This window comes from Paenibacillus sp. N22P23 (genome assembly GCF_059383735.1).
This window is the reverse complement of sequence record NZ_JBXENT010000001.1, coordinates 649,229-670,994: the sequence shown is the minus strand read 5'-3', so window position 1 is coordinate 670,994 and position 21,766 is coordinate 649,229. Positions and strand designations below refer to the sequence as shown.

General features: G+C 49.9%; 22 protein-coding genes and 1 pseudogene. All 23 read right to left on the bottom strand.

The window, feature by feature from the left end:
- The 23 genes and pseudogenes from AC506A_RS03340 to AC506A_RS03230 all read right to left on the bottom strand — a co-directional run bounded on the left by AC506A_RS03340 (position 1) and on the right by AC506A_RS03230 (position 21,731).
- Complete coding sequence (locus AC506A_RS03340; RefSeq protein ID WP_495459550.1) at positions 1-705, bottom strand: class I SAM-dependent methyltransferase; 705 nt, start codon at positions 703-705, stop codon at positions 1-3.
- Between the two features lie 32 nt (positions 706-737).
- A complete protein-coding gene (locus AC506A_RS03335; protein WP_495459549.1) occupies positions 738-935 on the bottom strand; it encodes a hypothetical protein in 198 nt (65 codons plus the stop codon).
- Positions 936-1,185: 250 nt separating this feature from the next.
- A complete protein-coding gene (locus tag AC506A_RS03330) occupies positions 1,186-1,665 on the bottom strand; it encodes an 8-oxo-dGTP diphosphatase (protein ID WP_495460960.1) in 480 nt (159 codons plus the stop codon).
- 198 nt (positions 1,666-1,863) lie between these two features.
- On the bottom strand, positions 1,864-2,247 hold the full coding sequence (locus AC506A_RS03325) for a hypothetical protein (RefSeq protein WP_495459548.1): 384 nt from the start codon (positions 2,245-2,247) through the stop codon (positions 1,864-1,866).
- Between the two features lie 14 nt (positions 2,248-2,261).
- Positions 2,262-2,747 carry a DUF1572 family protein gene (locus tag AC506A_RS03320; protein ID WP_495459547.1) on the bottom strand — a complete coding sequence of 162 codons (486 nt, stop codon included), beginning with the start codon at positions 2,745-2,747 and terminating at the stop codon, positions 2,262-2,264.
- Positions 2,748-2,800: 53 nt separating this feature from the next.
- Positions 2,801-3,196: a GNAT family N-acetyltransferase gene (locus tag AC506A_RS03315; RefSeq protein WP_495460959.1), complete on the bottom strand. Its 396-nt coding sequence runs from the start codon at positions 3,194-3,196 to the stop codon at positions 2,801-2,803.
- A gap of 147 nt (positions 3,197-3,343) precedes the next feature.
- Positions 3,344-3,733: pseudogene (locus tag AC506A_RS03310) on the bottom strand (GNAT family N-acetyltransferase); the annotation flags it as partial.
- Positions 3,734-3,758: 25 nt separating this feature from the next.
- Positions 3,759-4,157, bottom strand: a complete 399-nt coding sequence (locus tag AC506A_RS03305; protein ID WP_495459546.1) for a GNAT family N-acetyltransferase — start codon at positions 4,155-4,157, stop codon at positions 3,759-3,761.
- Between the two features lie 22 nt (positions 4,158-4,179).
- A complete protein-coding gene (locus AC506A_RS03300) occupies positions 4,180-4,608 on the bottom strand; it encodes an NUDIX hydrolase (RefSeq protein ID WP_495459545.1) in 429 nt (142 codons plus the stop codon).
- 26 nt (positions 4,609-4,634) lie between these two features.
- A complete protein-coding gene (locus AC506A_RS03295) occupies positions 4,635-5,222 on the bottom strand; it encodes a metallophosphoesterase family protein (protein WP_495459544.1) in 588 nt (195 codons plus the stop codon).
- Positions 5,223-5,356: 134 nt separating this feature from the next.
- Positions 5,357-6,775, bottom strand: a complete 1,419-nt coding sequence (locus AC506A_RS03290; protein ID WP_495459543.1) for a sensor histidine kinase — start codon at positions 6,773-6,775, stop codon at positions 5,357-5,359.
- Between the two features lie 2 nt (positions 6,776-6,777).
- On the bottom strand, positions 6,778-7,446 hold the full coding sequence (locus tag AC506A_RS03285) for a response regulator transcription factor (RefSeq protein ID WP_495459542.1): 669 nt from the start codon (positions 7,444-7,446) through the stop codon (positions 6,778-6,780).
- Positions 7,447-7,522: 76 nt separating this feature from the next.
- A complete protein-coding gene (locus tag AC506A_RS03280; RefSeq protein WP_495459541.1) occupies positions 7,523-8,284 on the bottom strand; it encodes an SDR family NAD(P)-dependent oxidoreductase in 762 nt (253 codons plus the stop codon).
- 96 nt (positions 8,285-8,380) lie between these two features.
- Positions 8,381-8,800, bottom strand: coding sequence for a ribosomal maturation YjgA family protein (locus tag AC506A_RS03275; RefSeq protein WP_495459540.1), 420 nt, complete (start codon positions 8,798-8,800; stop codon positions 8,381-8,383).
- A 30-nt stretch (positions 8,801-8,830) separates the two neighbouring features.
- Complete coding sequence (locus AC506A_RS03270) at positions 8,831-9,931, bottom strand: DUF3900 domain-containing protein (RefSeq protein WP_495459539.1); 1,101 nt, start codon at positions 9,929-9,931, stop codon at positions 8,831-8,833.
- Positions 9,932-10,048: 117 nt separating this feature from the next.
- Positions 10,049-10,864 (bottom strand): aminoglycoside adenylyltransferase domain-containing protein, encoded by an 816-nt coding sequence (locus tag AC506A_RS03265; RefSeq protein WP_495459538.1) that lies wholly within the window; start codon positions 10,862-10,864, stop codon positions 10,049-10,051.
- A gap of 697 nt (positions 10,865-11,561) precedes the next feature.
- Positions 11,562-13,655, bottom strand: coding sequence for a HelD family protein (locus AC506A_RS03260; protein ID WP_495459537.1), 2,094 nt, complete (start codon positions 13,653-13,655; stop codon positions 11,562-11,564).
- Positions 13,656-13,888: 233 nt separating this feature from the next.
- Complete coding sequence (locus tag AC506A_RS03255; RefSeq protein ID WP_495459536.1) at positions 13,889-14,179, bottom strand: DUF1294 domain-containing protein; 291 nt, start codon at positions 14,177-14,179, stop codon at positions 13,889-13,891.
- Between the two features lie 13 nt (positions 14,180-14,192).
- Positions 14,193-16,739 carry an ATP-dependent helicase HrpB gene (gene hrpB / locus AC506A_RS03250; RefSeq protein ID WP_495459535.1) on the bottom strand — a complete coding sequence of 849 codons (2,547 nt, stop codon included), beginning with the start codon at positions 16,737-16,739 and terminating at the stop codon, positions 14,193-14,195.
- A gap of 209 nt (positions 16,740-16,948) precedes the next feature.
- The gene (locus tag AC506A_RS03245) at positions 16,949-17,944 is read right to left on the bottom strand and encodes a glycoside hydrolase family 113 (RefSeq protein ID WP_495459534.1); all 996 of its coding nucleotides are present in this window, start codon (positions 17,942-17,944) and stop codon (positions 16,949-16,951) included.
- A gap of 23 nt (positions 17,945-17,967) precedes the next feature.
- Complete coding sequence (locus AC506A_RS03240; protein WP_495459533.1) at positions 17,968-18,984, bottom strand: glycosyl hydrolase; 1,017 nt, start codon at positions 18,982-18,984, stop codon at positions 17,968-17,970.
- A gap of 29 nt (positions 18,985-19,013) precedes the next feature.
- On the bottom strand, positions 19,014-20,747 hold the full coding sequence (locus tag AC506A_RS03235; protein WP_495459532.1) for a DUF5060 domain-containing protein: 1,734 nt from the start codon (positions 20,745-20,747) through the stop codon (positions 19,014-19,016).
- Positions 20,748-20,774: 27 nt separating this feature from the next.
- Positions 20,775-21,731 (bottom strand): carbohydrate ABC transporter permease, encoded by a 957-nt coding sequence (locus AC506A_RS03230; RefSeq protein WP_475780114.1) that lies wholly within the window; start codon positions 21,729-21,731, stop codon positions 20,775-20,777.
- Positions 21,732-21,766: the final 35 nt, after the last annotated feature.

Sequence of the window (21,766 nt, the reverse complement as noted above, 5' to 3'; positions counted from 1 at the left end):
TTACTCTCCCGCAGCGGTAATGATTAACATTTGATTAGCATTTCGTTGAAACTCATAGGTTGTGTCTTGAATCTCATAACTCCAGCCCATCTGCTGAATAAAGCTGAGCATATCGTCAACAAACTCAGACCGTTCACTGGTTTGATCGACGAGCGGAAATAGACGGATTTCTCTTCTAGTTACCCTCATGAGTTCGGTAAGCGTAGCTTTGTGGAAGCTAAGATCCAGCCGGTCCGCATACATAAACAAGAAATGCGCCGATAACGTTATATCGAACTGCTTATCTGCAAACGGCAATTGAGGTAACGTTGCGGCAACATAACGCTGTGGATTTGCAATCATATCGTTCGTGCAGTCTATCAACGCTTTCGATCTTGTTGCATGCAGCTCATCCGTTGATTCGAAATAATCCCACCGATAATTTTGATTCACCTTCTGAATATGTGCGATGCCATGCTCCAGATCTTGAAGACCTTTTTCTTTAAGCGACTCAACGGGATGGTAGTAGGCGATATCTGCAGCTGTAACATCTCCGCCAAGCTGATTAGCAATCGCGGTAAACGAGCAGGCGCCTGATGGGCAATCCAATATCTTATTATTCAATACATCTTCCTTAGACAGGTTGAAAATATCACAATATTCTTTAAAGGTTCTTCCGATGAAAATAATGCGTTCAAGATCGAGTCCTACATTCGTGTTCGACATAGCGGATCCACTCGCTTTCTTCACTTTTTTATTTATCGCTTTCTTTGAATTTGATTCAATTTGTTGATGGTCCAGCCAGTTAGAAAAGAGATCTGAAGCGAAATGATGATTCCAATCATAATCAAGAGTCCTTCGTCACCTGAGAATTGCAAGATTACTGCAAGTGTAATGAACAATATGATAGTAATCACAACGGAAAGGAGAAAATAACCAACGGCGTAGGATTTCATTTTCCCAACCTCCAATACAAAAATTCTAACGAACCGTGGGGGTCTTAATTGCCAAAAAATAGCTCCAACAAAATTCTAACGAACCCTAGCGGCTCTATTTGACACTTTGCAGGTATTTAGAAGCCGATTTCGCCAGAATAACGTCTCTACGGTTCGTTAGCTTCTCGGAGCGCAGAAATTCGGCCCAATAACGCCCCTACGGTTCGTTAGATATTCGCGACTGGAAAGGAAGTCAGCTCAATCAAGCTGTTCATCGATCAGCTACATTAACTTTAACTTTGCCCACACCATAATTCTTGATCGTCTGGCCTAAGGTTTCATCTTGTTTCTCATCCCATACGAAACTTAATTCGAACGTCCCCGGTTCAAAGAACAACGGAAATCTTCGCTTAAACCAATCCTGCATAGGCAGATCTAAGGCGTCATTGATTTCCACCCATAATAACTCCCCTTCAGGTGGGTTGCTAAGCAGCTCCCCCTCAAAGGATGTAGCCAAATAATTAAACACCATATACCGTAATCCTTGATTAGGTTCGCAAAATTCATCCAGCCCTTTATAAATGATGTCTTTCACGACTAATCCCGTTTCTTCCCTGACCTCTCGTATGGCCCCATCGACAATACTTTCCGGAAAATCAACCTTGCCTCCCGGAGCTATGTAGCCCGGAAAACCGCGCTTATCGGGCCTATTCATTAACAGCACTTTCGTCCCATCCTGCACCATACACATCGTGTAGATTTTGTGTGTGACATTCGCTGGCAATCTGATTCACTCCATCTATGTCCGGCCAGTAAGGCCTCAATATTTGTATTCCATAATCAAAAAATTCCTTCATAGTACAGAGGTTTAAATCCGCACTTCTGCAGCGTTCTCCATAACGGTTTCTTGACTTCCATCGATACCTCCGCGGGGTATTTCAGTAACGCATTACTTACTCTTCGGCTCCCAAACCTTGAACTTATTGCGATCAAGATCATAGAAATCAAACTCAAGAAACCAGCCATGATCCTGGATTTCTTCCGTTTCTACTCCATCCATGTTCAAGTCGTTATATAATTCCGTGATTCCTTCCGTCCGTAAACAATAGGCTGCCATCGGAAAATGATCATTACCTTCAACCCAATCTTTGGTCAGAAGAGTAGAGTTCGATTCATCCAGAGTCTCTAAGAAAAATACTTCGACATCTCCGATTTTCAGTCTGTTCTGATCGTCTTGAATGAGCCTAAAGTTCCTTATAAACCACGCCATGGATTGCTCGCGATTCTTCACCGGCAAATAAATACTATCAACATTTAATAATCTTGGTTTCATGGCAATTCCTCCATTTACGGCTTGATCCTTTTCGGAATCGATGTCGTTACGTACTCCGTGTTCTTGATCATCTTTCCAATATAAAAAAGTTGTCCCAAATGCTCAGAGAAATGAGCAGCACATTGAATGACTACTTCCATATGAGTTCTTTCCTTGTTTCTAACAATCTGCGTCTTACACCAGTCCTCGCTCGTCAATCCTTTAATCGTTTCGATCGTAATATGAAAAGATTCATGCGTTATATCGAGCAGTTCTTGTTTCGTTCTATATAATTCTTCAAACTCTTCATCTCTGTTTCTCGCCGCGTTTCGGTTAAGTATGCCGTTCAAGATTCTTTCATTAATATTGCCACTGATATGTACGATCAAGTTCGCGATGCTGTTGCTTGATTCATTCGGACGCCAATTAACTTCTTCATCATTCAATAGCTCGAGAACGGAACGTATTCTTCGTTCGATTTCTTCAAATTTGCTAATTAGAATGAGTGTTATTTCTTCCATGGAAGCACCTACCATTAGAGAGTTTGCAAGAGCCTTATTGAGTCGTAGACAACCTAATCCAAATCCTTCTTGTAGTAATAGTGTTTATTGCCTAATGGAGCATTCTCGATAATCCCGATTACCTGATATCCGTACTTTTTATAGAACTCCGGAGCTTGGAAACTGAATGTATTTAACTTGATAAACGTACAGTCTTTTGCTCTTGCAATCTGCTCTGCTTTTTCCAAAAGCCGCTTCCCGAGCCCTTGCCCACGTTGTGCATCAGCTATCCATAAAATATCAATTTCCATCCAGTTCCACTTCATAACACTATTTAGACCCGCAATAATCTCGCCCTTATCATCCTTCAAACATAAATTAACTTCCTCGTACCTGCCGTTTGGCGCGTGCTTAGAGTTATATTCGATCAGCTTATTTCGCACATATGCCGCATCCTCCGACGAACCCATCAGTATATGAGGTGTGCTGGACAAGACCTCTCCTGCACCGTTATCCTGTTTGGCTGACGAAAACGTTTGAATCGGACCATCCCAACCCGCCTCACTGATTTCTTCATAAACACCATTCGTGTAGCTGTTTATGGTCTTCCTCCAGAAAGCTTTTGCAGGTACATTCGCTTCGATTTGAGCAACTTTCCATGATCCGGAGAAGCGATTAAACAGCTGGTAAGCAGCACTTTGTCCGACTTTCAGCCTTCTATAATTCTTCAGTACAAAAAACTCAGCCATCCAATAGATCGTTTCTTGCCTGTCATTGGTGCCAAGCTCTCTGACGAGAGCAAATCCTGCCAACTTATCATCAACTTTGATTAAGAACGGGAATCTACCGTCTTCTGTCCAATAATGATCGAAGTATTTATACTCAAACAACCCTTGCGGATTGAGATCATCTTCCGGAAAAAACTCGCTAAAATCGTATCGGTACAGCTCCAATAAATTTCGCAGAATGGATTTCTGCTCGTATTCAACCTTTTGAATTGAGATCATGCGTGGCTCTCCTTCTATTGTCAGCTTACTTTCCCGAACTCTCCAACCTCATATAAATACTTCTTTCTTTAAACCCCAGCGACTTCCAGAAATGATGAGCTGCCTCATTCCAGTGCATGACTTCTAAATCCAATTCCGATGTATTTAAACATTCAGTCAACTTCAGAAAAGCCAATCTACCATACCCGTTTCTTCTATCATTCCGACAAATAAAAAAATGCCTTAGATAAAGTGGCTCCCTATTATGATTAACCAGTGCGTAACCTCTAACTACATCGCGCACCACGAATTTATATGCCGTATAGTCGGTTTCGATGAAATGCTTCATTCGCTCTTTCAATTGTTCAACATCCATCGTATTGTCATGTTTCTCATCTTCAATGAGCTCTTTATTCAATACGGCAAGCAGCTCTAGATCTTCCATTGTGCATAGTTGAATCCTAAGGTCACTCACCCAAATATCCCTCATCAATATACGTAATTTCATTTCCGCCAAACAGTTGTGCAAATCCGTTATTGTAAAATGGCAGTAATGCATCCACTTTCTCAATCTCGACCCACGCAATTTCTGAGATTTCATTCGGTCTTTGTATAGCTTCTTCTCCACCGGTGATCTCAGCTCTGAAGATGAAGAATAAGAGATGGTGCTGTGATTGTTGTGATCTGCACTCGTTTAATGCCACGATGCCAAACACTTTGACTTCCAAACCGGTCTCTTCTTTTGCTTCCCTTACAGCAGCCTGCTCTAACGTTTCACCTTCTTCAACAGCTCCGCCAGGAAGCGACCAACTCGAGTTGCCTACATTTTTGACCATTAATACTTTCGTTTTTGACTGATTCGTAATTAATGAATAAGCAACGTCGACTCTCTTCATTTTTTGGCTCTCCTTATTTATTCATGCTAGATCTCTACGATATAGTAACCAAAAGCATTAATGATTTTAGTATTTTTATAATGATGAATTCTTTCGTTTCTACCATAGTTCAAATGCTGATGACCATGAAGTAATAATGTTGGATGATATTGATTTATAAATTCAATAAAACATTCGAACCCTCTATGACACAGATCCTCGCCATCACCTATTTTGTACGCCGGAGCATGAGTGACTAGAATATCAACGCCTTTGGTCCACCATAACTTTGCCTTCAGTTTCGTTATTCTCCATTTCATTTGCCTCTCAGAGTACTGAAATTCGCCTGGACTGTAACGATAACTGCCGCCAAGTCCCAATATTCGAACTCCTTTACATGTAACAATTCGGTCTTCAATACTTTCGCACCCTTCAGGTGGAACTTGCTTATATGTAGAATCATGATTACCGTGAACATAAAATAATGGTGCGTGAATCATGCTAACAAGGAAGGATAAATATTCCTGTTTTAGATCCCCGCATGAAATGATGATGCTAATGTCTTGAAACTTCTTGGGTTCAAAATGATCCCAGATATATTTTGACTCTTCATCGGAGACAATCAAAATCCTCATTTTATCTCCTCCGGTTATAACGCATGTTTCCTCCCAGTATATCAGCCATAGTAAAAACTGGAAATAACAAAAAAGAAGCTGCAATCGTCCCACAAGACGTTGCAACCTCTTCATTTTTCCGTCATAGCTTCACACTATTGCTGCTTAACTGCTGCATCAGGCAGTAATACCGTAATTGTAGTCCCGCTTCCGGGTTTGCTGCTCGCGTTGACCGTTCCGCCGTGCATCTCGACAATACGCTTTACGATGGATAAACCAAGTCCGCTCCCGCTTGCCATACGGCTGCGCGCTTTATCCGCCTTGAAGAAACGCTCGAAGATATGAGGCAGATCCTCCTGAGAGATCCCCACACCGTTATCCGAAATACAGACACTCGCTCCGCCGCTTGTCCTTTTCACTTCAATGGAAATACTACCACCCTCCGGCGTGAACTTCATGCTGTTCGCCAGCACGTTTGTCCATACCTGCGACAGCAGCTCTTCATCACCACTGTAAGTGACTTCTTCGTCTAAATTCACATCCATGAGCAAATCTTTTTCCGTCCACTGCGGCTCACAAGCCAGAATCGTGGAACGCAGCTGCTGATCAAGCCGAAAGGGCTTCATTCGCATGGGCTGCTGATCGGCCTCTAATGTTGTTAGCTTCAGCAAGTTATCGCTCAACCTGGAGAGGCGCACACTCTCGGTTTCAATGATGCTCGCATAGTGCTGGCGCTGTTCCTCTTCCAACTTCGATTGTTGCAAAACACGTGCGAAGCCTCGAATGGACGTCAGCGGTGATTGGATTTCATGCGACACGTTAGAGATAAATGTTTGCCGCATTTGCTCCATCTGACTCAGCTCCGCAGCCATATCATTAATGCTGTGGGCAAGTTCACTGAATTCACCGCGCATTTGCTTCGGCAATTCAATCGTGACGGAGAAATCCCCTTTCGACATGCGGCGAATCGCCGAGATATAGATATTGAAACCCTCCCGATGCCTCCATGGCCGTCCAATAATGAACAAGACAATAAACAAGAGAAGGAAGCCGAGGAACACGGTAAACACCTGCTCCAAGAATCCGGCATATATGCCAGGTACGATCCGTTCAGCGAACAGTGCATAGCGCTTTCCGCCAATATCAACAGGCATCCCCACCAACGCGAGACCTTTACCAACAAAATTACCTCGCTCCACATCTTCGACGCTTCCACCGCCAAGCACTTTAGCAGTATGCTCTTGCTCAACCGCCGTTGCGACTTCTTTGCCGCCATCACGCAATTCACCGACACGTTGCTCGCGACCAGTGGCATCTATCACTATAAACCGATAGCCCTTACTGTTCGAAATCGACTTCAAGCCGCCGATCCACTCCGATACATTTTCTCGATTAGCAAGCGTAATTGTAATCAGATCAACCTCATGAAGCAGCGCCGATGTAACCGTGGAGTGATTCCGCTTTTCTTTCGTATAAGAAACGATGGTGTAAGCAGCCGTATAGCTCGTATATATTGCGAGATTCATTAGCAGAACACCTGCTAAGCCAAAGAGAAACCTCTTCCATTTCGGCATCACTATACCTCCAACCGATAGCCAAGACCACGAATAGTCTGAATGCGAAACCGGCTTTGTTCCTCAGGAAACTTCTCGCGAAGACGCTTAATATGAACATCCACCGTTCGCTCATCGCCTTCGTAATCGTAACCCCAGAGCTGTTCGATCAATTGCTCACGAGAGAAGGTTTTGCCCGGGTAACTCGCTAACTTGAACAATAGTTCAAATTCCTTCATCGGCAGTGTCATCGTCGTATCTTCAACCGTCACCGAATAGGTTGACCGATTCAGTACAACCCCTCCGGCTTGCACCGTTTGTGAAGTTGCGATGCGATAACGCTTCAGCAGTGCCTTCACCCTGGCTATCAGCTCAAGCGGCTCGAACGGTTTTACGAGATAGTCGTCCGCGCCAAGCTCGAACCCTTTTACTTTCTGGCTCGTCTCTCCTTTTGCCGTCAGCATCAGAACAGGCAGCTCCATGCCGTCGCGAATCTCCTTGCACAGCTCCCAGCCATCCATATTCGGCATCATCACGTCCAGAATGACAAGCTGAACTTGTGTTGATTCAAGAACGGCGAGCGCTTCCCTCCCATCGCCCGCTTCGACAATCTCGAAGCCTTCAGCAGCAAGAAGCAGCGATATAAGTTCGCGAATATGGGGATCGTCATCTACGATAAGCAGTTTGGTCATGGTGATCATCTCCGGTCTATAAATTACTCTTTCTTGCGCTTATTATAAGGCCGCTCCATGAACAAAATATGAACAGCTACCGATCATTCTCGAATGCACGCAGAAGGCTGCCGCTCTGAGGAGACTTCCCGAGTAAGCGAAACAGCTCAGCCGCCACCTCAGCGGTCGAACGCAATTTCCCTTGTTCATAGCTGGTTTGAAAGAAGCTTTGCAGTGGAAAATCCGACTTGTCCCGTCCGCGCGCAACAGTCTGCATCTGTGTATCGGTCATACCGGGATCGAAAGCGAACACGTGAACCGCATTCGGTTCATCCCGCTGTTCGTCCGCAATACACCGTGTCAGCATATTAAGCGCTGCCTTGCCGCTGCAATACATGCTCATGGAAGGAGCCGGATACTCGGCAAGTCCGGATGTCACATTAACGATTGTTTTGCGGCGAAGTGTAGGTAATGTGCGCGTATGGCGAATAAATCGGCTGCAGAGCAGCATCGGTGCCAGCAGGCTTGTCTGTAGATGCGCAGTCATTTCCGAAGTGCTGATTGCATCAATCGGCTTTAATGGCTCCAACATCGCGGCGTTATTGACGAGCAGCATTTCGCCTACTTCAGTGTATTCGCCAATCTCCACAAACAAACGATCAATTATCTGCTCAAGTTCTTCGGTATTCGCCAAATCACAAGGTACAGAAGTGAATTGATCACGCCCTGCTAGCTGGCTTGATTCCGAACGTGATAATCCATAAACCTCATATCCGGCTGATAGCAGCTCAAGTGCCAATGCCTCACCAATGCCTCGCGACGTACCCGTTACGATTGCAACTGCTTTTCCCCGATTCATAACAGCCGCCCTTCCCTGGTATCTTTTTCCTCTATTGTAGCGATCTATGGATAAACTTCGCAACCTGCACAAAAAAGCGACCTGCAAGCACAACGCTCACAGATCGCTCTTGTATGCCATTCTTTTGACCATTCGTCCATAAACCGCCCTGATCCCGATATCCAATCCATATAAGATTAGGATGCCCACCGTATATCGGATCAGATCGATGCCAAGAAATCCCTGCCCCAGCACCAGTCCGCCAATGACAGTCGAGCGCAGCGTATGAATCCAATCCGCCTGATACAGCTGACTGAATTCTATCGCCATACAGAATAGGAAGCTAATTCCGGCTGCCAGCGATGCACGCTGTCGAACCAAGCAAGCTCGACAACCAACATATATCATACCTGCCCAAAGGGCATCGCCTGCGTGATTCGCGACCCAATCAGGCAGCGCATCAGCGAAGTGCCTTACAGACACCCCAAGTACAATTAGCACCAAAGCTGCAATGAAATATAGGATACGACGTCTCATCCGAAGCCCCTATCTTCCGCCATTATGGTCTTAGTAAGGCAGATTATCCTTGCTCGTGTCCGCCTTCTCTTTCTTCCGTCCGACGACTTCGAGCACTTCCAGCAAATCCGGCGGCTGCAGCAATTCAACCGGTGACATACTGCGGTCGAATTGGAAGGCATCCCCTTCAATGAGTGCAATATAACGGCCATTATAGGTTGCAAAATGAATCGATTGCCCAAATTCCGCAAGCGGTCCTTTCACCGAAATCTCGCCAAGCTTAAACGCAACGCTTAAGTTCGGCTGTTGCTCGACCAGACGTTCCGCCGCGGCAACGACCCGCTCCTGATCCCAAGACTGCTGCAGCTCCCGCTTCTCGCTGGCCGCCCACACCTCGAACTGGTTCTCTTCTTGCTGCCGCTCTTCACCTACATGCCCCTGCCATTTGTCTTCCATATACTCATGGACCATCGTCAGCATATGCTCGCTCATCAGCTCAGGCATCGCCTTCTCGTAGCTGACAAATCGAAGAAAATCCTCAAAATACCGGGCATGCGACGCTTGATGGATCTTGAGTTCCCATGGCTCCAGCATACCTTCTTCCGGCATGAACGGATATTGGATCGACTTCATATTGCGCGCGCTGATTGCCATCTCGACATGAGAAATGAGGTTATGCTCATCCGTAATACGGGCGATTTTCGGTTCGAAATCACATTTCAATACGAATATCAGCGGCTCATCCGTATGACGATTCGGCGTGGCATGTACAACTAATAACGCACCGCCGCGTACAGCTGCCGCCTCCATATAGAGGCGAACGAGCTCATCGGCAAAACCATGAAATTCTGAGGCCGAAGCAGACGAACGGAGCCGTTGGAACGTATTATAGTTCGGGTTGCTGTCCAGCTCGTAGCCGGGCTCCACGATAAAACGGCCGATTTTGGTCGGCGCGCCTTCCGTGCTCGGATGACGTTCTGCCTTCCGTTTACAGATACGCGTGAACTCCCCATCAAGGAAGGACTTCAGCTCGCTCTCGGCATAATCATACCGATCCAAGGTTTGAAAATGTTTAAACGTCTTCGCGGCGCTATTGTCGCCACCTTCACCTTGTATCACAAAAAACGATAAGTACTCTACGACAAAATCCATTCGTTATGTAAACTCCTTTGACTGATGTAATCTGCGAAGTGGTCATTCTGACACTCAAGTCATTAGCATAGCATAATTCGCCTCAGCCTGTCCTGCCGGAAACCGAATTCGGAATCGTTAGAAATGATACTTCGCGTTGCATTCCGCAATTGTAGTCAACACAAACTGCTGCACCTCTTGTGCACGTTCCAGATCCGTGTCATACATCGTACCGCCGGTACCGCCGCTGCGGATCTGCACGGCTTCCCGGAGAACACGGTGCCACCGATTCGTCTCCTGCTGCAGCAAATATTGACCTGCTTCTAGCTTCGTTATCATACTGTTATGCTCCATTGTATAAACGATTCGGGCAAGCGTCAGAACAGCGAATTCGATCCATTCTTCATCCATATAGAGCTCTGCGCGATCGGCTTTCCCCGCCCAGTAGACGTTCAAATTATAGTCCATCGCTGCCCGTATTTCTTCCCAATCCACGACGATGTCGAGCTTATCTATTTCAGGACCAAATACAGGAATTCCATGGTTCCTCAATATCCATGCTGAAGTGGCATCAACATAACCTGTATGAAGCCTCTTGTTCCCGCCATGGATCAGTCTCGGAAATGTCTCCCCTGCCGGTTCCGCCTTCTTGCTCAAATGTGCCAAGCTCGTATATAGCCCTTCAGCCGCAAGGTGAAAAGGTTGCTGTGCATGTAATTCCTCATGGATAGCAGTAATTTTCGCATGATCTTCCTCTTCAATGACCGCTTGATTTAACACCACAATGAAATCTATATCGCTCTTCATGCTTTGATAACCGCCTAGGGCAATCGAGCCTTGAAGATAAAGTCCATGCACGAGATGCGGCACATGCAAGCGAAGCAACCGGCCAAAATCGTCCATCAACGGAATTAGTTCGTCTGGAATCGTGGATTTGTTCAAGTTCAAGTTCATGTTCACCAATCCCTTCCTTTACGCCATGCAGTTTAGGACCTTCCCTCCACATAGTATCGGTATTGTCCTCCGGCAAAAAGAGAAAAGTTGAATTATTTTCTTTCTTATTTTGAAAATGGGGGGAATAGGCGGTCACAGCCTGCGATGGCGGCGATACCTAATTATGAGCAACCTCCAAGGAGCTGGTGCGGATACTCCGCTCTCGAAGTGGTACAATCTCCGAAATCGATTCTCTCTAAGTACTTAGAGTTGGGTTTTCCTACTCTCAGCCTTTTTAAGCGATGGTTTTGCTGCTGAGAGTAGGGTTTTCCTACTCTTGGCAGGCGCAGGCAGCGAACTCGAGGCAATTTCAGTTCTGAGAGTCGGATTTTCCTACTCTCAGCCCTTTTAAGCGACTGTATTGCTGCTGAGAGTTGGGTTTTCCTACTCTCGGCAGGCGCAGGCGGCGAAATCGAGGCAATTTCGGTTCTGAGAGTCGGATTTTCCTACTCTCAGCCCTTTTAAGCGACTGTTTTGCCGCTGAGAGTCGGTTTTTCCTACTCTCGGCCTGCGCAGGCGGCGAAATCGAGGCAATTTCAGTACTGAGGTCGAATTTTCCGACATTCAGCCTCAGCTGCCCCCCTACAAAGAAAAAGAGCTGCCCCCCTGTCATCAACTGATGACAGATGGGACAGCCCTCACACAAATACTAAAAACACTAAACAGCAGCTACCGGCTCGGAAACCAAGGAGGTCAATTCGCCGCAATAAAGCAGCTTCAGCTTGTGCAGCGCACGGGTGCAAGCCACGTAGAGCAGCTTTGCATCGTTGCTGCCGAAGCTGTCACCGTCCGCATCCGCGATCAGTACAGCGTCGAACTCAAGACCCTTGGACAAATAAGCAGGTACGACGGTCAACCCGCCGCCATAGGCATCCTGCTTGCTCTGCACGAGCGAAGCCGCGATGCCTGCTTCAGCAAGCTTATCGGCTATCTCCTCACAAGAGCGTGCCGTTCTGCCAAGTACGGCCATCGTCCGGTAATGGCCGGATTTCTGCCATTCTTTCACGGTTTCAACGACCATCGTGAGCCGCTTCTCGTCGGTGGAAGCGTTCGTCACTTCCACCATTTCGCCGCTGCGGAATACGGGTACAGCCGGCTTCACGCCAGTCCCCATCGCTCCGAGAACAAGGTTCGCGAAATCGATAATTTCCATCGTGGATCGATAACTCCGGTCCAGCTCGAAATAGCCCGTATCTTCGTCCGGCAGCAGCGATGTCAGCTCCTTCCAGCTATGAATGCCGACATAGCCGTGAATCCCTTGCTGCAAGTCGCCTAGCACCGTCATCGACGGCTGACGCTGACACTGCTTCAGCGCTTCAAGCTGGAACGGCGAGTAATCCTGCGCCTCATCGATTACGATGTGATCATATGGCGAATGCTCAAATCCGAACAGCCGCAGCTGAATATAAACAAGCGGCGCCAGATCCTCCGGCTGAACAAGCTTCTGCTTCAGCGCTTTGATCGTCGCTGCCGTGCTTTTGGCGGGCAGCAGCTCTTGAGCAGCCGGCTCACGCAGCAACGAGCTGTAGAGCTGGGATGCCGTATACGAAGGAATTTTCTTCGAATATGCATTCAGCTTCGTGCCCAGCTGCGACTTCAGCTTGCTGTCGGTCAGTCTGCGCGTCTTCCACTCAGACTCCAGCCAGCGCTTGAGCCGGCTAACCAGCCGGTTGCGTCGCTTCATATACGGCTCGCTTGCATCGTCCGTTGAAAGCCACTCGACGATCATAGCCGGCGTTACCTTCCAACCAGGCATTGGCTCGAAGGACTGCTCCGGAATAAGCGAGGCTTCGGTCAGAGCCAGCTTCTCGTCAACCAACTTCTTAAAGGCAAGACTACCTTTCACACGACTCGGGGCATGCTCCATTTCGTCCCGCGTCCTCGGCTGTTCGAACCAATACACGAAAGGATCATAAGCTTCATCCAGACGAACCTCATGCTGCAGCTGCTCTTGCGCCCAATCGGCAAACGTAGTCTGCAGAATGTCACCAACACCCAGCTCCGGCAAGACGCCGGAAATATAATCAAGAAACATTCTGTTCGGAGCGAAAATAACCATGCGCTCAGCTCGGATAGCGCCTGCATAACGATAAAGCAGGTAAGCTAGCCTGTGCAGCGCAACGGTTGTTTTTCCACTACCCGCAACCCCTTGAATGAAAACAGCTTTATTTTTATCCGTACGAATGATGCGATCCTGCTCCTGTTGAATCGTCGAAACGATATCGCGAAGCTTGTTGTCCTTGCTCTCACCCAGCCGATAGAGTAGAAACTCATCAGTAACGGACTCTTCTTCCTGACCCCGCACGTAGCTGTCGACAACCCGCTCAAGCTTCCCGTCCCGGATCATCAAGTTGCGTTTGAGATGCACCGTACCTTCAACATCACCATCTGGCGATTCATACGTAACAGGAGCTTCCCCGCCGCTGAAAGCATAGAACAAGCTTGCCACAGGCGCACGCCAGTCGACGACCATCACTTCATTCGACTTCTCATGGGCAACGCCGGCTTTTCCAATATAGAGCGGTTTCGGTGCAGGATGCACCATCTCTTGAAAATCAATTCGGCCAAAATAAGGCTCTCGCTCGGCCACCTCCAGCCGTTGCTGCCGCTGTTCGCGCTGCAGTTCCAACATTTGCTCGGTGAAATCATTGCCGGTGTAGCGCGGTCCGATTTCGCGAAGCTGTTTGCGAATTTGCATCAGCACTTCGTCTACGCGCGCAGCCTCTTCTTGAAAGGCACTTTGAACGGTCATGTCAGTTACCTCCCTCTGCGACTGCAAGCCGCTTACATTCTTTAGAAGCGTACACGGCTCTCACTGCCAGTACCCGGTAGACTAATCAGGAGGCGGCGAAAGCCGCATTCGCATGCGGCTTGGTCTGAAAATATGTGATAATAGCTAAGGCTCCAGGGCGGAGCACGAGTGACCAATATAGCATAACCAAACAACCGGAGTCAATCCATCCCATTTTAGACAGGATACGACTGTTACAGCACCGTTCGGAGCAGCCAAATCAATACGATAATATGCAAAATAAGCAGGAGTGGCAGCCCGACAGAAAAGGAAGGGTGCTTCGTCTTATGCCGGAACATTCGCATGGCTATAAACCCGCCGAGCGCTCCACCGATGGCGCTCATTCCGAGCAGTCGACGCTCGGGAATGCGGTGTCTGCGATCGCGGACGGACCGCGTTTTGTCTATGCGCATCAAGGCGAACACGTATACATTTATAATGATGATATAACCCAGAACGAGCTTGTCTAGTAAAGTAAGTGTCATGAAGCAAACCTCCTTAATTCTTGGGGCGCGGTTTCGCGCGGTTAGTCGGTTCTGCCTCCAGCGGATTATCCGGCCAGTAATGCTTCGGATAGCGACCTTTCAAATCTTTCTTAATTTCAAAATAGGCATGCTGCCAGAAGCTAGCCAGATCCTGTGTCACCTGCACGGGACGTTGTGCCGGAGAAAGCAGATGAATCGTCACTGGCAGTTTCCCTCCTGCAATGCGAGGCGTTTGCTGAAGTCCAAACAACTCCTGCAAACGAACGGCGATGAAAGGCGCTGCCGGATCGCTGTAATCGACCGGAATGCGCGAGCCGCTCGGCACCGTAATATGCGTAGGTACTTCCTGATCCAGCTCCGAACGTTCCTGCCAAGTGAGCAGCGATTCCAATAGCGTTATCATAGACAGCCGCGAAAGATCATTTCGGCTTCTCATGCCGCCAATATAAGGAGAAAGCCAATCAGACAACGAAGATATCAAAGCCTCATTCGAAACATCAGGCCAACTGCTATTGTGGGTATGCATAAGAGCAATCCGCGCTTGCAGCTGCCTCGCTTGCTTCGTCCAAGGCAGCAGCTCCAACCCCTGTTCAGCAATGCCACTGAGCAGTGCTTCAACAACGAGAGCGGGTTCAGCATCTGTGAGCTGCGTTTCCTTGAGAATCAGCGCCCCAAGCCGCAATCTGCGTCGTGCTCGCACGGATTCCGTCTGGCGATTCCAATTCACTTCCGTTTCCGTCTCGATCTGATCGGCAAAATGGTGCTCAATCTCCGCAAGCGTTATCGGTGCTGCCAGCTGAATTCGGCTGTCACTTCCGCTGTCCTCCAGCTCCGCCGAGGCCAGATAAGCCAAGCTCGATAACGGCTGCAGCTCTTGGATGGCTGCGCCTCGACCGCTGCGCAGCAAATAGCGCCCATCATGCCGGCGCTGCGCTATGCGGTCGGGATACGCCAGCGCTAGCAGCAACCCGCAGCTGTCTCCCGGCTGCGGCGCAGCATCACGGATGCCTGCGGTGCGCATCCATTCCTTCGCCTCTGCTGCAATGCGCTTCACCGCAGCTTCGTCTGGCTGCTCACCTGCAGCACGCCCGTGCAGCGCATCAAGACGCAGCTGCATATCGATGCTGCGAGACTGGCGCAGCAAGTCGCGGTCGCTCAGCAGTGCCGCGAGCTCGCACGCGAGGCGGCCAAGCCCGAGCTTCTTGGCTTCCAGCACCATATGCGCCAGCCTCGGATGCATACCAAGCTCCGCCATTTCACGCCCATGAGCGGTAGGCTTAGCTTGGGCATCGATGGCTTCAAGCTCCCGGAGCAACTCCATCGCATGCGAATACGCTGCTGCCGGCGGCTTCGTGAGCCAAGCCAGATCCTCGCTTGGATCAGCGATTCCCCAAATCGCGAGCTCTAGTGCAAGCGGCGCCAGCTCGGCACCGAGCAGCTCCGGATCACTCTGAGGCTGCAACTGATCATGCATCTGTTCCGTCCACAGCCGGTAACAGAAGCCTGGCGCTTCCCGTCCGGCACGACCGCGCCGTTGATCTGCGGAAGCGATAGAGACGGGTACCGTCTCAAGTCTCGCCATTCCGGTACGTGCCGAGAAACGCGGTACGCGGCTAAGTCCTGCGTCCACAACAATACGCACACCGCGCACGGTGACGCTGGATTCCGCAATTGAGGTGGCGAGGACGATTTTTCGCATTCCTGGCGCGCTAGGCGGTGCGACGGCACGATCCTGCGCCTCCGGCGGCAGCGAACCATAGAGCGGCATGATGGTTAGCGATTCCGCCGACCCGGGCAGTGAAGACGAGGATTGGGCAGTGCGCAGCAGCCCTTCAACCCGTCTAATTTCACCGGCTCCGGGCAGAAATACAAGCGCATCCCCTTCATGCTGACGCATCGCTTCAATAACAGTCCGTACGGCTGCTTCCTCAATTCTGCCGGAAACCGGTTTGGCAGCATAGTATGTCTCGACCGGGTACGCACGTCCCTCGCTCACAAGCATAGGTGCATCTCCAAGCAATGCCGCAACAGGCTCTGCTTCCAGCGTAGCCGACATGACAAGCAGCCGCAGCTCCTCTCGCAGGACTGACTGCGTTTGCAGACATAATGCCAGCCCCAGATCGCCATGCAAATGCCGCTCATGAAACTCATCAAAGATGACTAGACCAACGCCTTCAAGCGCAGGATCCGTTTGCAGCATCCGTGTCAGAACGCCTTCCGTAATGACTTCAATAACGGTATTCGGTCCGACTTTGGTATCCATTCGTACGCGATAACCGACCGTTCCTCCTACTTGTTCCCCTAAAGCTGAAGCCATGTAACGCGCTGCGGATCGTGCCGCTAATCGGCGCGGCTCCAGCATAAGTATGCGTTGGCCTTGAAGCCACGGTGCATCCAGCAAAGCGAGCGGTACCCGTGTCGTCTTACCAGCACCGGGCGACGCTACGAGCACGGCAGAATTCCGCTCTTCAAGCACCTGCCGCAGCTCAGTCAGAAGCCCGTCAATCGGAAGCGGTTCTTCAGCGCGAACCGTTCGATTGTTGTTACGTTCGTTCATCATTCGATCCCCTGTCTCTCAAATCTCATAAGTCCTATTATAGAGACTTACTGCTTCCACCGTCAAAAATCAAAACCTACGAGCATGGCTAGAAGATACGTGCCTCTGAGCACGCCTATAATGTAAAAACCGCCAGAGAACAACTCTCTGACGGTCATAACAAGCACTATCGCATTCCAGAAATTAGGCTGCACAGATACAGCAAGCGAAGCTCATCCAAGCTGGACTAACGATTGCTTGGGCTTCTCATACCATTCCTTTAAGATGTGCTCCGCCTTCTTGCCATAAATATCAAAGCCAACATTCGATTCAGCCTCTTCCCTATCGTATAGCTTCACGCTCCAATCCCACCAGAAGAACCCAGCAAACCATGGCTCATCCCAGAACACCTTTAAGACCGAGCTGTAGAAATTCGCCTGCTCTTCTTCACTGACGGGCAGCTCGGTATGCGTGAAATCCCAAGGCATCGTCGCGCAGCCAAGCGCGCTCCGGCAGCCGATTTCCATGAAGATAATCGGCTTGCCGAATTTCGCGTGAAGCGAAGCCATCTTCTCCCGCACCGGCAGCCAGTTGGCAATCATGGCTTCCTCGCTGTCGCCCGGATGATTCGCGACCGGATAATAAGCGCTCGTACCGATGAGATCCACTTGGTCGAACCATTTGATCCGCTCCTCCGACCCGTGGTTGGCGTTATAGACGATCGGCCCGTCATAGATGCTCCGGATTCGCGCGATCAGCCGCGTCCAATGCTCCTGCTTGGCTTCGGTCTTCACCATTTCGCAGCCGATGCAGAACATTTCGCAGCCTAATTCTTGAGCGAGCTCCGCATAATGGCTAAGAAAATTGCCATATGACTGGAACCATGCATCCCAGTAAGGCTCAGCACCGGTTTCCTCCGGAAAGCCGATATGCGCGCGCCAGATCCCGTCCTTGGAGTTGACGACGGGCTTTAAGCATACTTTCAACCCCAGCGCCTTGGCTTCTTTTACGGTGTGCTCGATATCCCGGTCGGTCATGGTCCATCCGTAATCGAACGGAATTTCTGTGGCATACACATTATTTTGCATCGTATAAAACGATAATGCGATCCATTCGCTGCCTGTCTCGCTCAGCTTGCGGAGAGAATCAACGGCATAAGGCTGCCTGTAAGAGCCTCGGGAACTATTCCATCCATACGTCATCCCTTTGACGAACAATTCGGTAGGCAACGCATCTTCTCTCCTTTATGTTGTTATTCTAGCACTGGCAATGGATAGTTTCTCAAGTCGGGAAGCTCCTCGCGCGTCAGCGTGAACGCGTGATTGTAGAATTTCCGGAGCATCTCCCAGTCGGTAAACTGCTCCGACTTTACGAAATCGCCATACCAGGTACAGTTCCACGACCAAAGCGCGCCGTCCGCAACCATGCTGTCAGGATCGGGCAGCGGCCCGTTCTCCGAAAGAGCGATGATTTTGGCATCATCGGTATAATCGAGCGCCTGGCGGAAACGAACAACGTTCGAAACGTAATTGCGCTCTGGGACGTAAACGTCCTCGCCAATGATGTCGACGTATTCGTCGCCGGGATACCAGTCTTTATGCTGGCCGTTCCAAACCCAAATCAGGTGATGTAGTCCGTGCATCTGGGTCATGCGTTCGAACATGAGTTTCCACAGCCGGATGCACGGCTGAGGGCCCTTCGCCCCCCACCAGAACCAGCCGCCGGAAGCTTCGTGAAGCGGCCTCCACAATACGGGAACGCCGGCGTCGCGAAGTTTGGCAAGCAAGCCAGATATGGCATCGATATCGCGCAGCAGCTGCTGATAATCCTCGGAATCGGGATCCTCCATCGCTGCTGCCAAATCGAAAGTCGTCGCCGACGTATAAAAGCCTCGATGCCATCCGTTATCGGGCGGCTGATCAATGAGGTGCTTTGGCGCGTTCCAGTGCCAGCAGAAGGTGACGATGCCGCCTTCCTCCCACCACTTGAGCGCCAGCTCCGTATCCGTCCCAACCGCTCCGCGCTCCAGGCGCGAGGGGGAATCGTTCATGAAATCGAAGCCGCCGACAGCCGGATATTTGCCTGTTTCACGATAAATGAATTCCATCTCTGGCGTCGTGACAACGCCAATCTGCTGTCCTGTCAACATTTTGCGTCCGTAGGTATCGCATAAATAAGCCATCAGCCGTTTGGCGCAATCATCGGCATTCGGATTGATTAATTTCGGCTGTACCTGAAATCGGCTGTGATCTCCAGCATATGCTGACATACTCCGCCTCCCATGCTTGATTGTTGCCACTAGTTCCGCGTAATCGTAAACGCCAGATCGGATTGAGAGGTGTCCGGCGAGGCGAGAACGAGCTTGCCGTCCACAGCCTCTACGGTCCCGCCGTCAAGCGAAGCGCCTGTCCAAGGATCGTACCAAGACAACGTGTATGTACCGGCCGACCAGCTCGGCAAGGTTACGGACTTACCCCTGGCTCCACCGTCCTCCGCGAGCAGCCAGCCATACGTTTGACTCTCTCCTTGCATCGCCCAAGCTTGCGCCTGACCACCATTATTGCCTTCCGCGCTAGTAACAGGAACGCGCTTCTCGAGAAAATCGATACCAGCCGTAAACGCGGCAAAATGCTTCATATGCACGAACATGTCGTCGCTTAGTTGCCCGAAATCCCACCAGAACGGCGAGGACGCCAAGCCGCTTGCCAGAGAAATCCAGATCGCTTGATGATACTTCAGCGTATCGGTCACATTGCCCGTTTCGCCGATCATAAGCGGCTTCTCATAGCTGTCCCACCGTTTGCGAATATCCTGGGCATAGGCTTTGTAATTGAGATTGTAGTAGTTCTCTCGATCGGCAATATCCAGCGTCCGATAGCCATAATCCCAATAATCCTGACGATTTCCCGCCATCGAGCCCATCGTCGGATGCCCGTACGGATCATGCTCTTTGAAATAGCTGTGCACTTTCGCCGTCCAAGCATCGGTATCTGCTGTGCTGCCGTGCACCCAGCCGTCCGTGCCGTTAATCTCGCATACCAAATCCCAAATGCCGATTGCGCTGCTATATCCAAAGCGGGCAATGATGTACCGGTAGAGATGCTCCTGATACACCCACATCTCTTGGCTCGTGAAGAAATCCTTCGCTTCGCCAAGCGCCGCATAACCGCTCTTCTCCCATGCTTTCGGCCATCCGTCCAAGGTGTCGGACAACGAATCATGCGGCCAAACGACAAAATTCATATGCAGTCCCCGCTGCTCGAACGATTCGATCAAATCATCGATTCGCCTCGCCTTCAGCGGGTCGATCTTCTCGACGCCGAATGTGGCGGATTGCAGCTGATTGCTGCCGCCGCCGTTGCCGGAGCTGTCATAATTGCCGTTCCAGTAGGTAATGAGGTTGCCGCCGTGCTCTGCGATTTTATCAAGATTGACATCGGTAATTCCCCACGGGTAGGCTACGCCTACACCGTAGAAGGAAGAGCCGTCCCTATATTCGAGATACCGCTTATTATCGTCCGAAACCTGAATCCAGCCCCGACTCTTGGTAGGAGTCGCCTCGAACGAGCCTTGCGACCCTTCGCTCGCAGCTCCAGCTGTTACGGCATGAAGCCGGTAGCTCCACTTGCCGGCTTCATCCGGCGAGAACCGGACCTTCCAGGCAAATCCGGTACCGTCATAGAAGCCGTTAACCGACCACTTCTTCCCGCTTGGCGAAGTCAAGTCCATGGAAAGGTCAATCTCGCGCGGATCGTACGGATTCTTATAATCGGCGTCCATCTCCAGCGTGAGCTCGAATTTCGAATAGAGCTCGATTGCATCTGCATTCGCCACGACATTGTGAATGACCGGCACTTTCGCTGTTGGCGCCGCATCCGGTGCCGTCCCCGCATTAACTGCCGATGACGGCTCCTTCAGCAGTGGTCCAGCTTGATTGGCCGGACCGCCGCCGGCAGTCAGCGCTATAAAGCCGACTGCTGCCAGCACGAGTAAACTTCCGCCTGCGAAGAGGGCTAGCTTGCGATTGATCATGCGTGATGTCTCCCCTCGCTCAGCCGGTTAGCCAACAACGCCTGTCCGCTCGACGCTCTCTACAAAGAATCGTTGAACGAACAAATACATGACCACAAGCGGCGCGATTGCCAGCAGAACCCCCGTATCCACAATCATAGATACCAGGTTCGGATCGACCTTCACGTTCGAGCCCGCGCCGACGCCTAGAATGCCAGGCAAATATTGGTTGGCGTCAGCCGGTAAGGATGCAACCTTAATCGCCATGAGATTACTTTGGCTCATAAAGAGCGAACTGTAGAAGGTATCGTTATACTGCCATACGAAAGCGAACAGCGTGACCGTGATCAAAGGAGGAATCGCATTCGGCAGCATGATCGTAAAGAACGTCCGGAAGCCTCCCGCTCCGTCGATGAGCGCCGCTTCCTCAATTTCCGCCGGCATGCCGCGGAAAAATTGACGGAAAATATAAATGTACAAGCCCGATTTCAAGCCATTGGCAAGCGCCGCTGTTATCAGGGAAGGTCCGTACGTATTCAACATGTTGATGCCCTCTTTGCCCGTAAACAGGTTCACCAAGCCCATGATGTCAAAGTTTCGGAAGTGCAAATACATCGGCACCATAAGCGTGCTCGAAGGAATGAGAATCGTCAAAATAACGAGCGTGAACAGAATATTACGTCCCGGAAATGTGAACCTCGCAAAGCCATAGCCTGCAAGGGCGCAAGACGCAGCTTGCAGTACCGTCGTCGAGACGACGAATAGCAGCGTATTCTTCAGCAGCGGCCAATAATTCAGCACACTCAATGCGAGCCGTAGATTCTCCGTCGTGAAATGAACGGGAATCATATAGATCGTCGGATTGTAAATATCGGTCTTATCTTTGATAGCGACCGAAAGCTGCTGAAGGAGCGGATAGATGATGACGAATGAGATGCCGATAATCAGAATGTAACGAAATATCGACCACAGCAGCTCGATCGATTTGTTCTTCGCCTTCTGCATCCTCAAGACTACAATTTCGTTCTCCATAAGCGATC

Bases quoted from the DNA above. Each gene is read 5' to 3' on its own strand.
- AC506A_RS03340 (WP_495459550.1), bottom strand. From the start codon at position 705: ATGTCGAACACGAATGTAGGACTCGATCTTGAACGCATTATTTTCATC.
- AC506A_RS03335 (WP_495459549.1), bottom strand. From the start codon at position 935: ATGAAATCCTACGCCGTTGGTTATTTTCTCCTTTCCGTTGTGATTACT.
- AC506A_RS03330 (WP_495460960.1), bottom strand. From the start codon at position 1,665: ATGTGTATGGTGCAGGATGGGACGAAAGTGCTGTTAATGAATAGGCCC.
- AC506A_RS03325 (WP_495459548.1), bottom strand. From the start codon at position 2,247: ATGAAACCAAGATTATTAAATGTTGATAGTATTTATTTGCCGGTGAAG.
- AC506A_RS03320 (WP_495459547.1), bottom strand. From the start codon at position 2,747: ATGGAAGAAATAACACTCATTCTAATTAGCAAATTTGAAGAAATCGAA.
- AC506A_RS03315 (WP_495460959.1), bottom strand. From the start codon at position 3,196: ATGGGTTCGTCGGAGGATGCGGCATATGTGCGAAATAAGCTGATCGAA.
- AC506A_RS03305 (WP_495459546.1), bottom strand. From the start codon at position 4,157: ATGGAAGATCTAGAGCTGCTTGCCGTATTGAATAAAGAGCTCATTGAA.
- AC506A_RS03300 (WP_495459545.1), bottom strand. From the start codon at position 4,608: ATGAAGAGAGTCGACGTTGCTTATTCATTAATTACGAATCAGTCAAAA.
- AC506A_RS03295 (WP_495459544.1), bottom strand. From the start codon at position 5,222: ATGAGGATTTTGATTGTCTCCGATGAAGAGTCAAAATATATCTGGGAT.
- AC506A_RS03290 (WP_495459543.1), bottom strand. From the start codon at position 6,775: ATGCCGAAATGGAAGAGGTTTCTCTTTGGCTTAGCAGGTGTTCTGCTA.
- AC506A_RS03285 (WP_495459542.1), bottom strand. From the start codon at position 7,446: ATGACCAAACTGCTTATCGTAGATGACGATCCCCATATTCGCGAACTT.
- AC506A_RS03280 (WP_495459541.1), bottom strand. From the start codon at position 8,284: ATGAATCGGGGAAAAGCAGTTGCAATCGTAACGGGTACGTCGCGAGGC.
- AC506A_RS03275 (WP_495459540.1), bottom strand. From the start codon at position 8,800: ATGAGACGTCGTATCCTATATTTCATTGCAGCTTTGGTGCTAATTGTA.
- AC506A_RS03270 (WP_495459539.1), bottom strand. From the start codon at position 9,931: ATGGATTTTGTCGTAGAGTACTTATCGTTTTTTGTGATACAAGGTGAA.
- AC506A_RS03265 (WP_495459538.1), bottom strand. From the start codon at position 10,864: ATGAACTTGAACTTGAACAAATCCACGATTCCAGACGAACTAATTCCG.
- AC506A_RS03260 (WP_495459537.1), bottom strand. From the start codon at position 13,655: ATGACCGTTCAAAGTGCCTTTCAAGAAGAGGCTGCGCGCGTAGACGAA.
- AC506A_RS03255 (WP_495459536.1), bottom strand. From the start codon at position 14,179: ATGACACTTACTTTACTAGACAAGCTCGTTCTGGGTTATATCATCATT.
- hrpB (WP_495459535.1), bottom strand. From the start codon at position 16,739: ATGATGAACGAACGTAACAACAATCGAACGGTTCGCGCTGAAGAACCG.
- AC506A_RS03240 (WP_495459533.1), bottom strand. From the start codon at position 18,984: ATGTCAGCATATGCTGGAGATCACAGCCGATTTCAGGTACAGCCGAAA.
- AC506A_RS03235 (WP_495459532.1), bottom strand. From the start codon at position 20,747: ATGATCAATCGCAAGCTAGCCCTCTTCGCAGGCGGAAGTTTACTCGTG.
- AC506A_RS03230 (WP_475780114.1), bottom strand. From the start codon at position 21,731: ATGCAGAAGGCGAAGAACAAATCGATCGAGCTGCTGTGGTCGATATTT.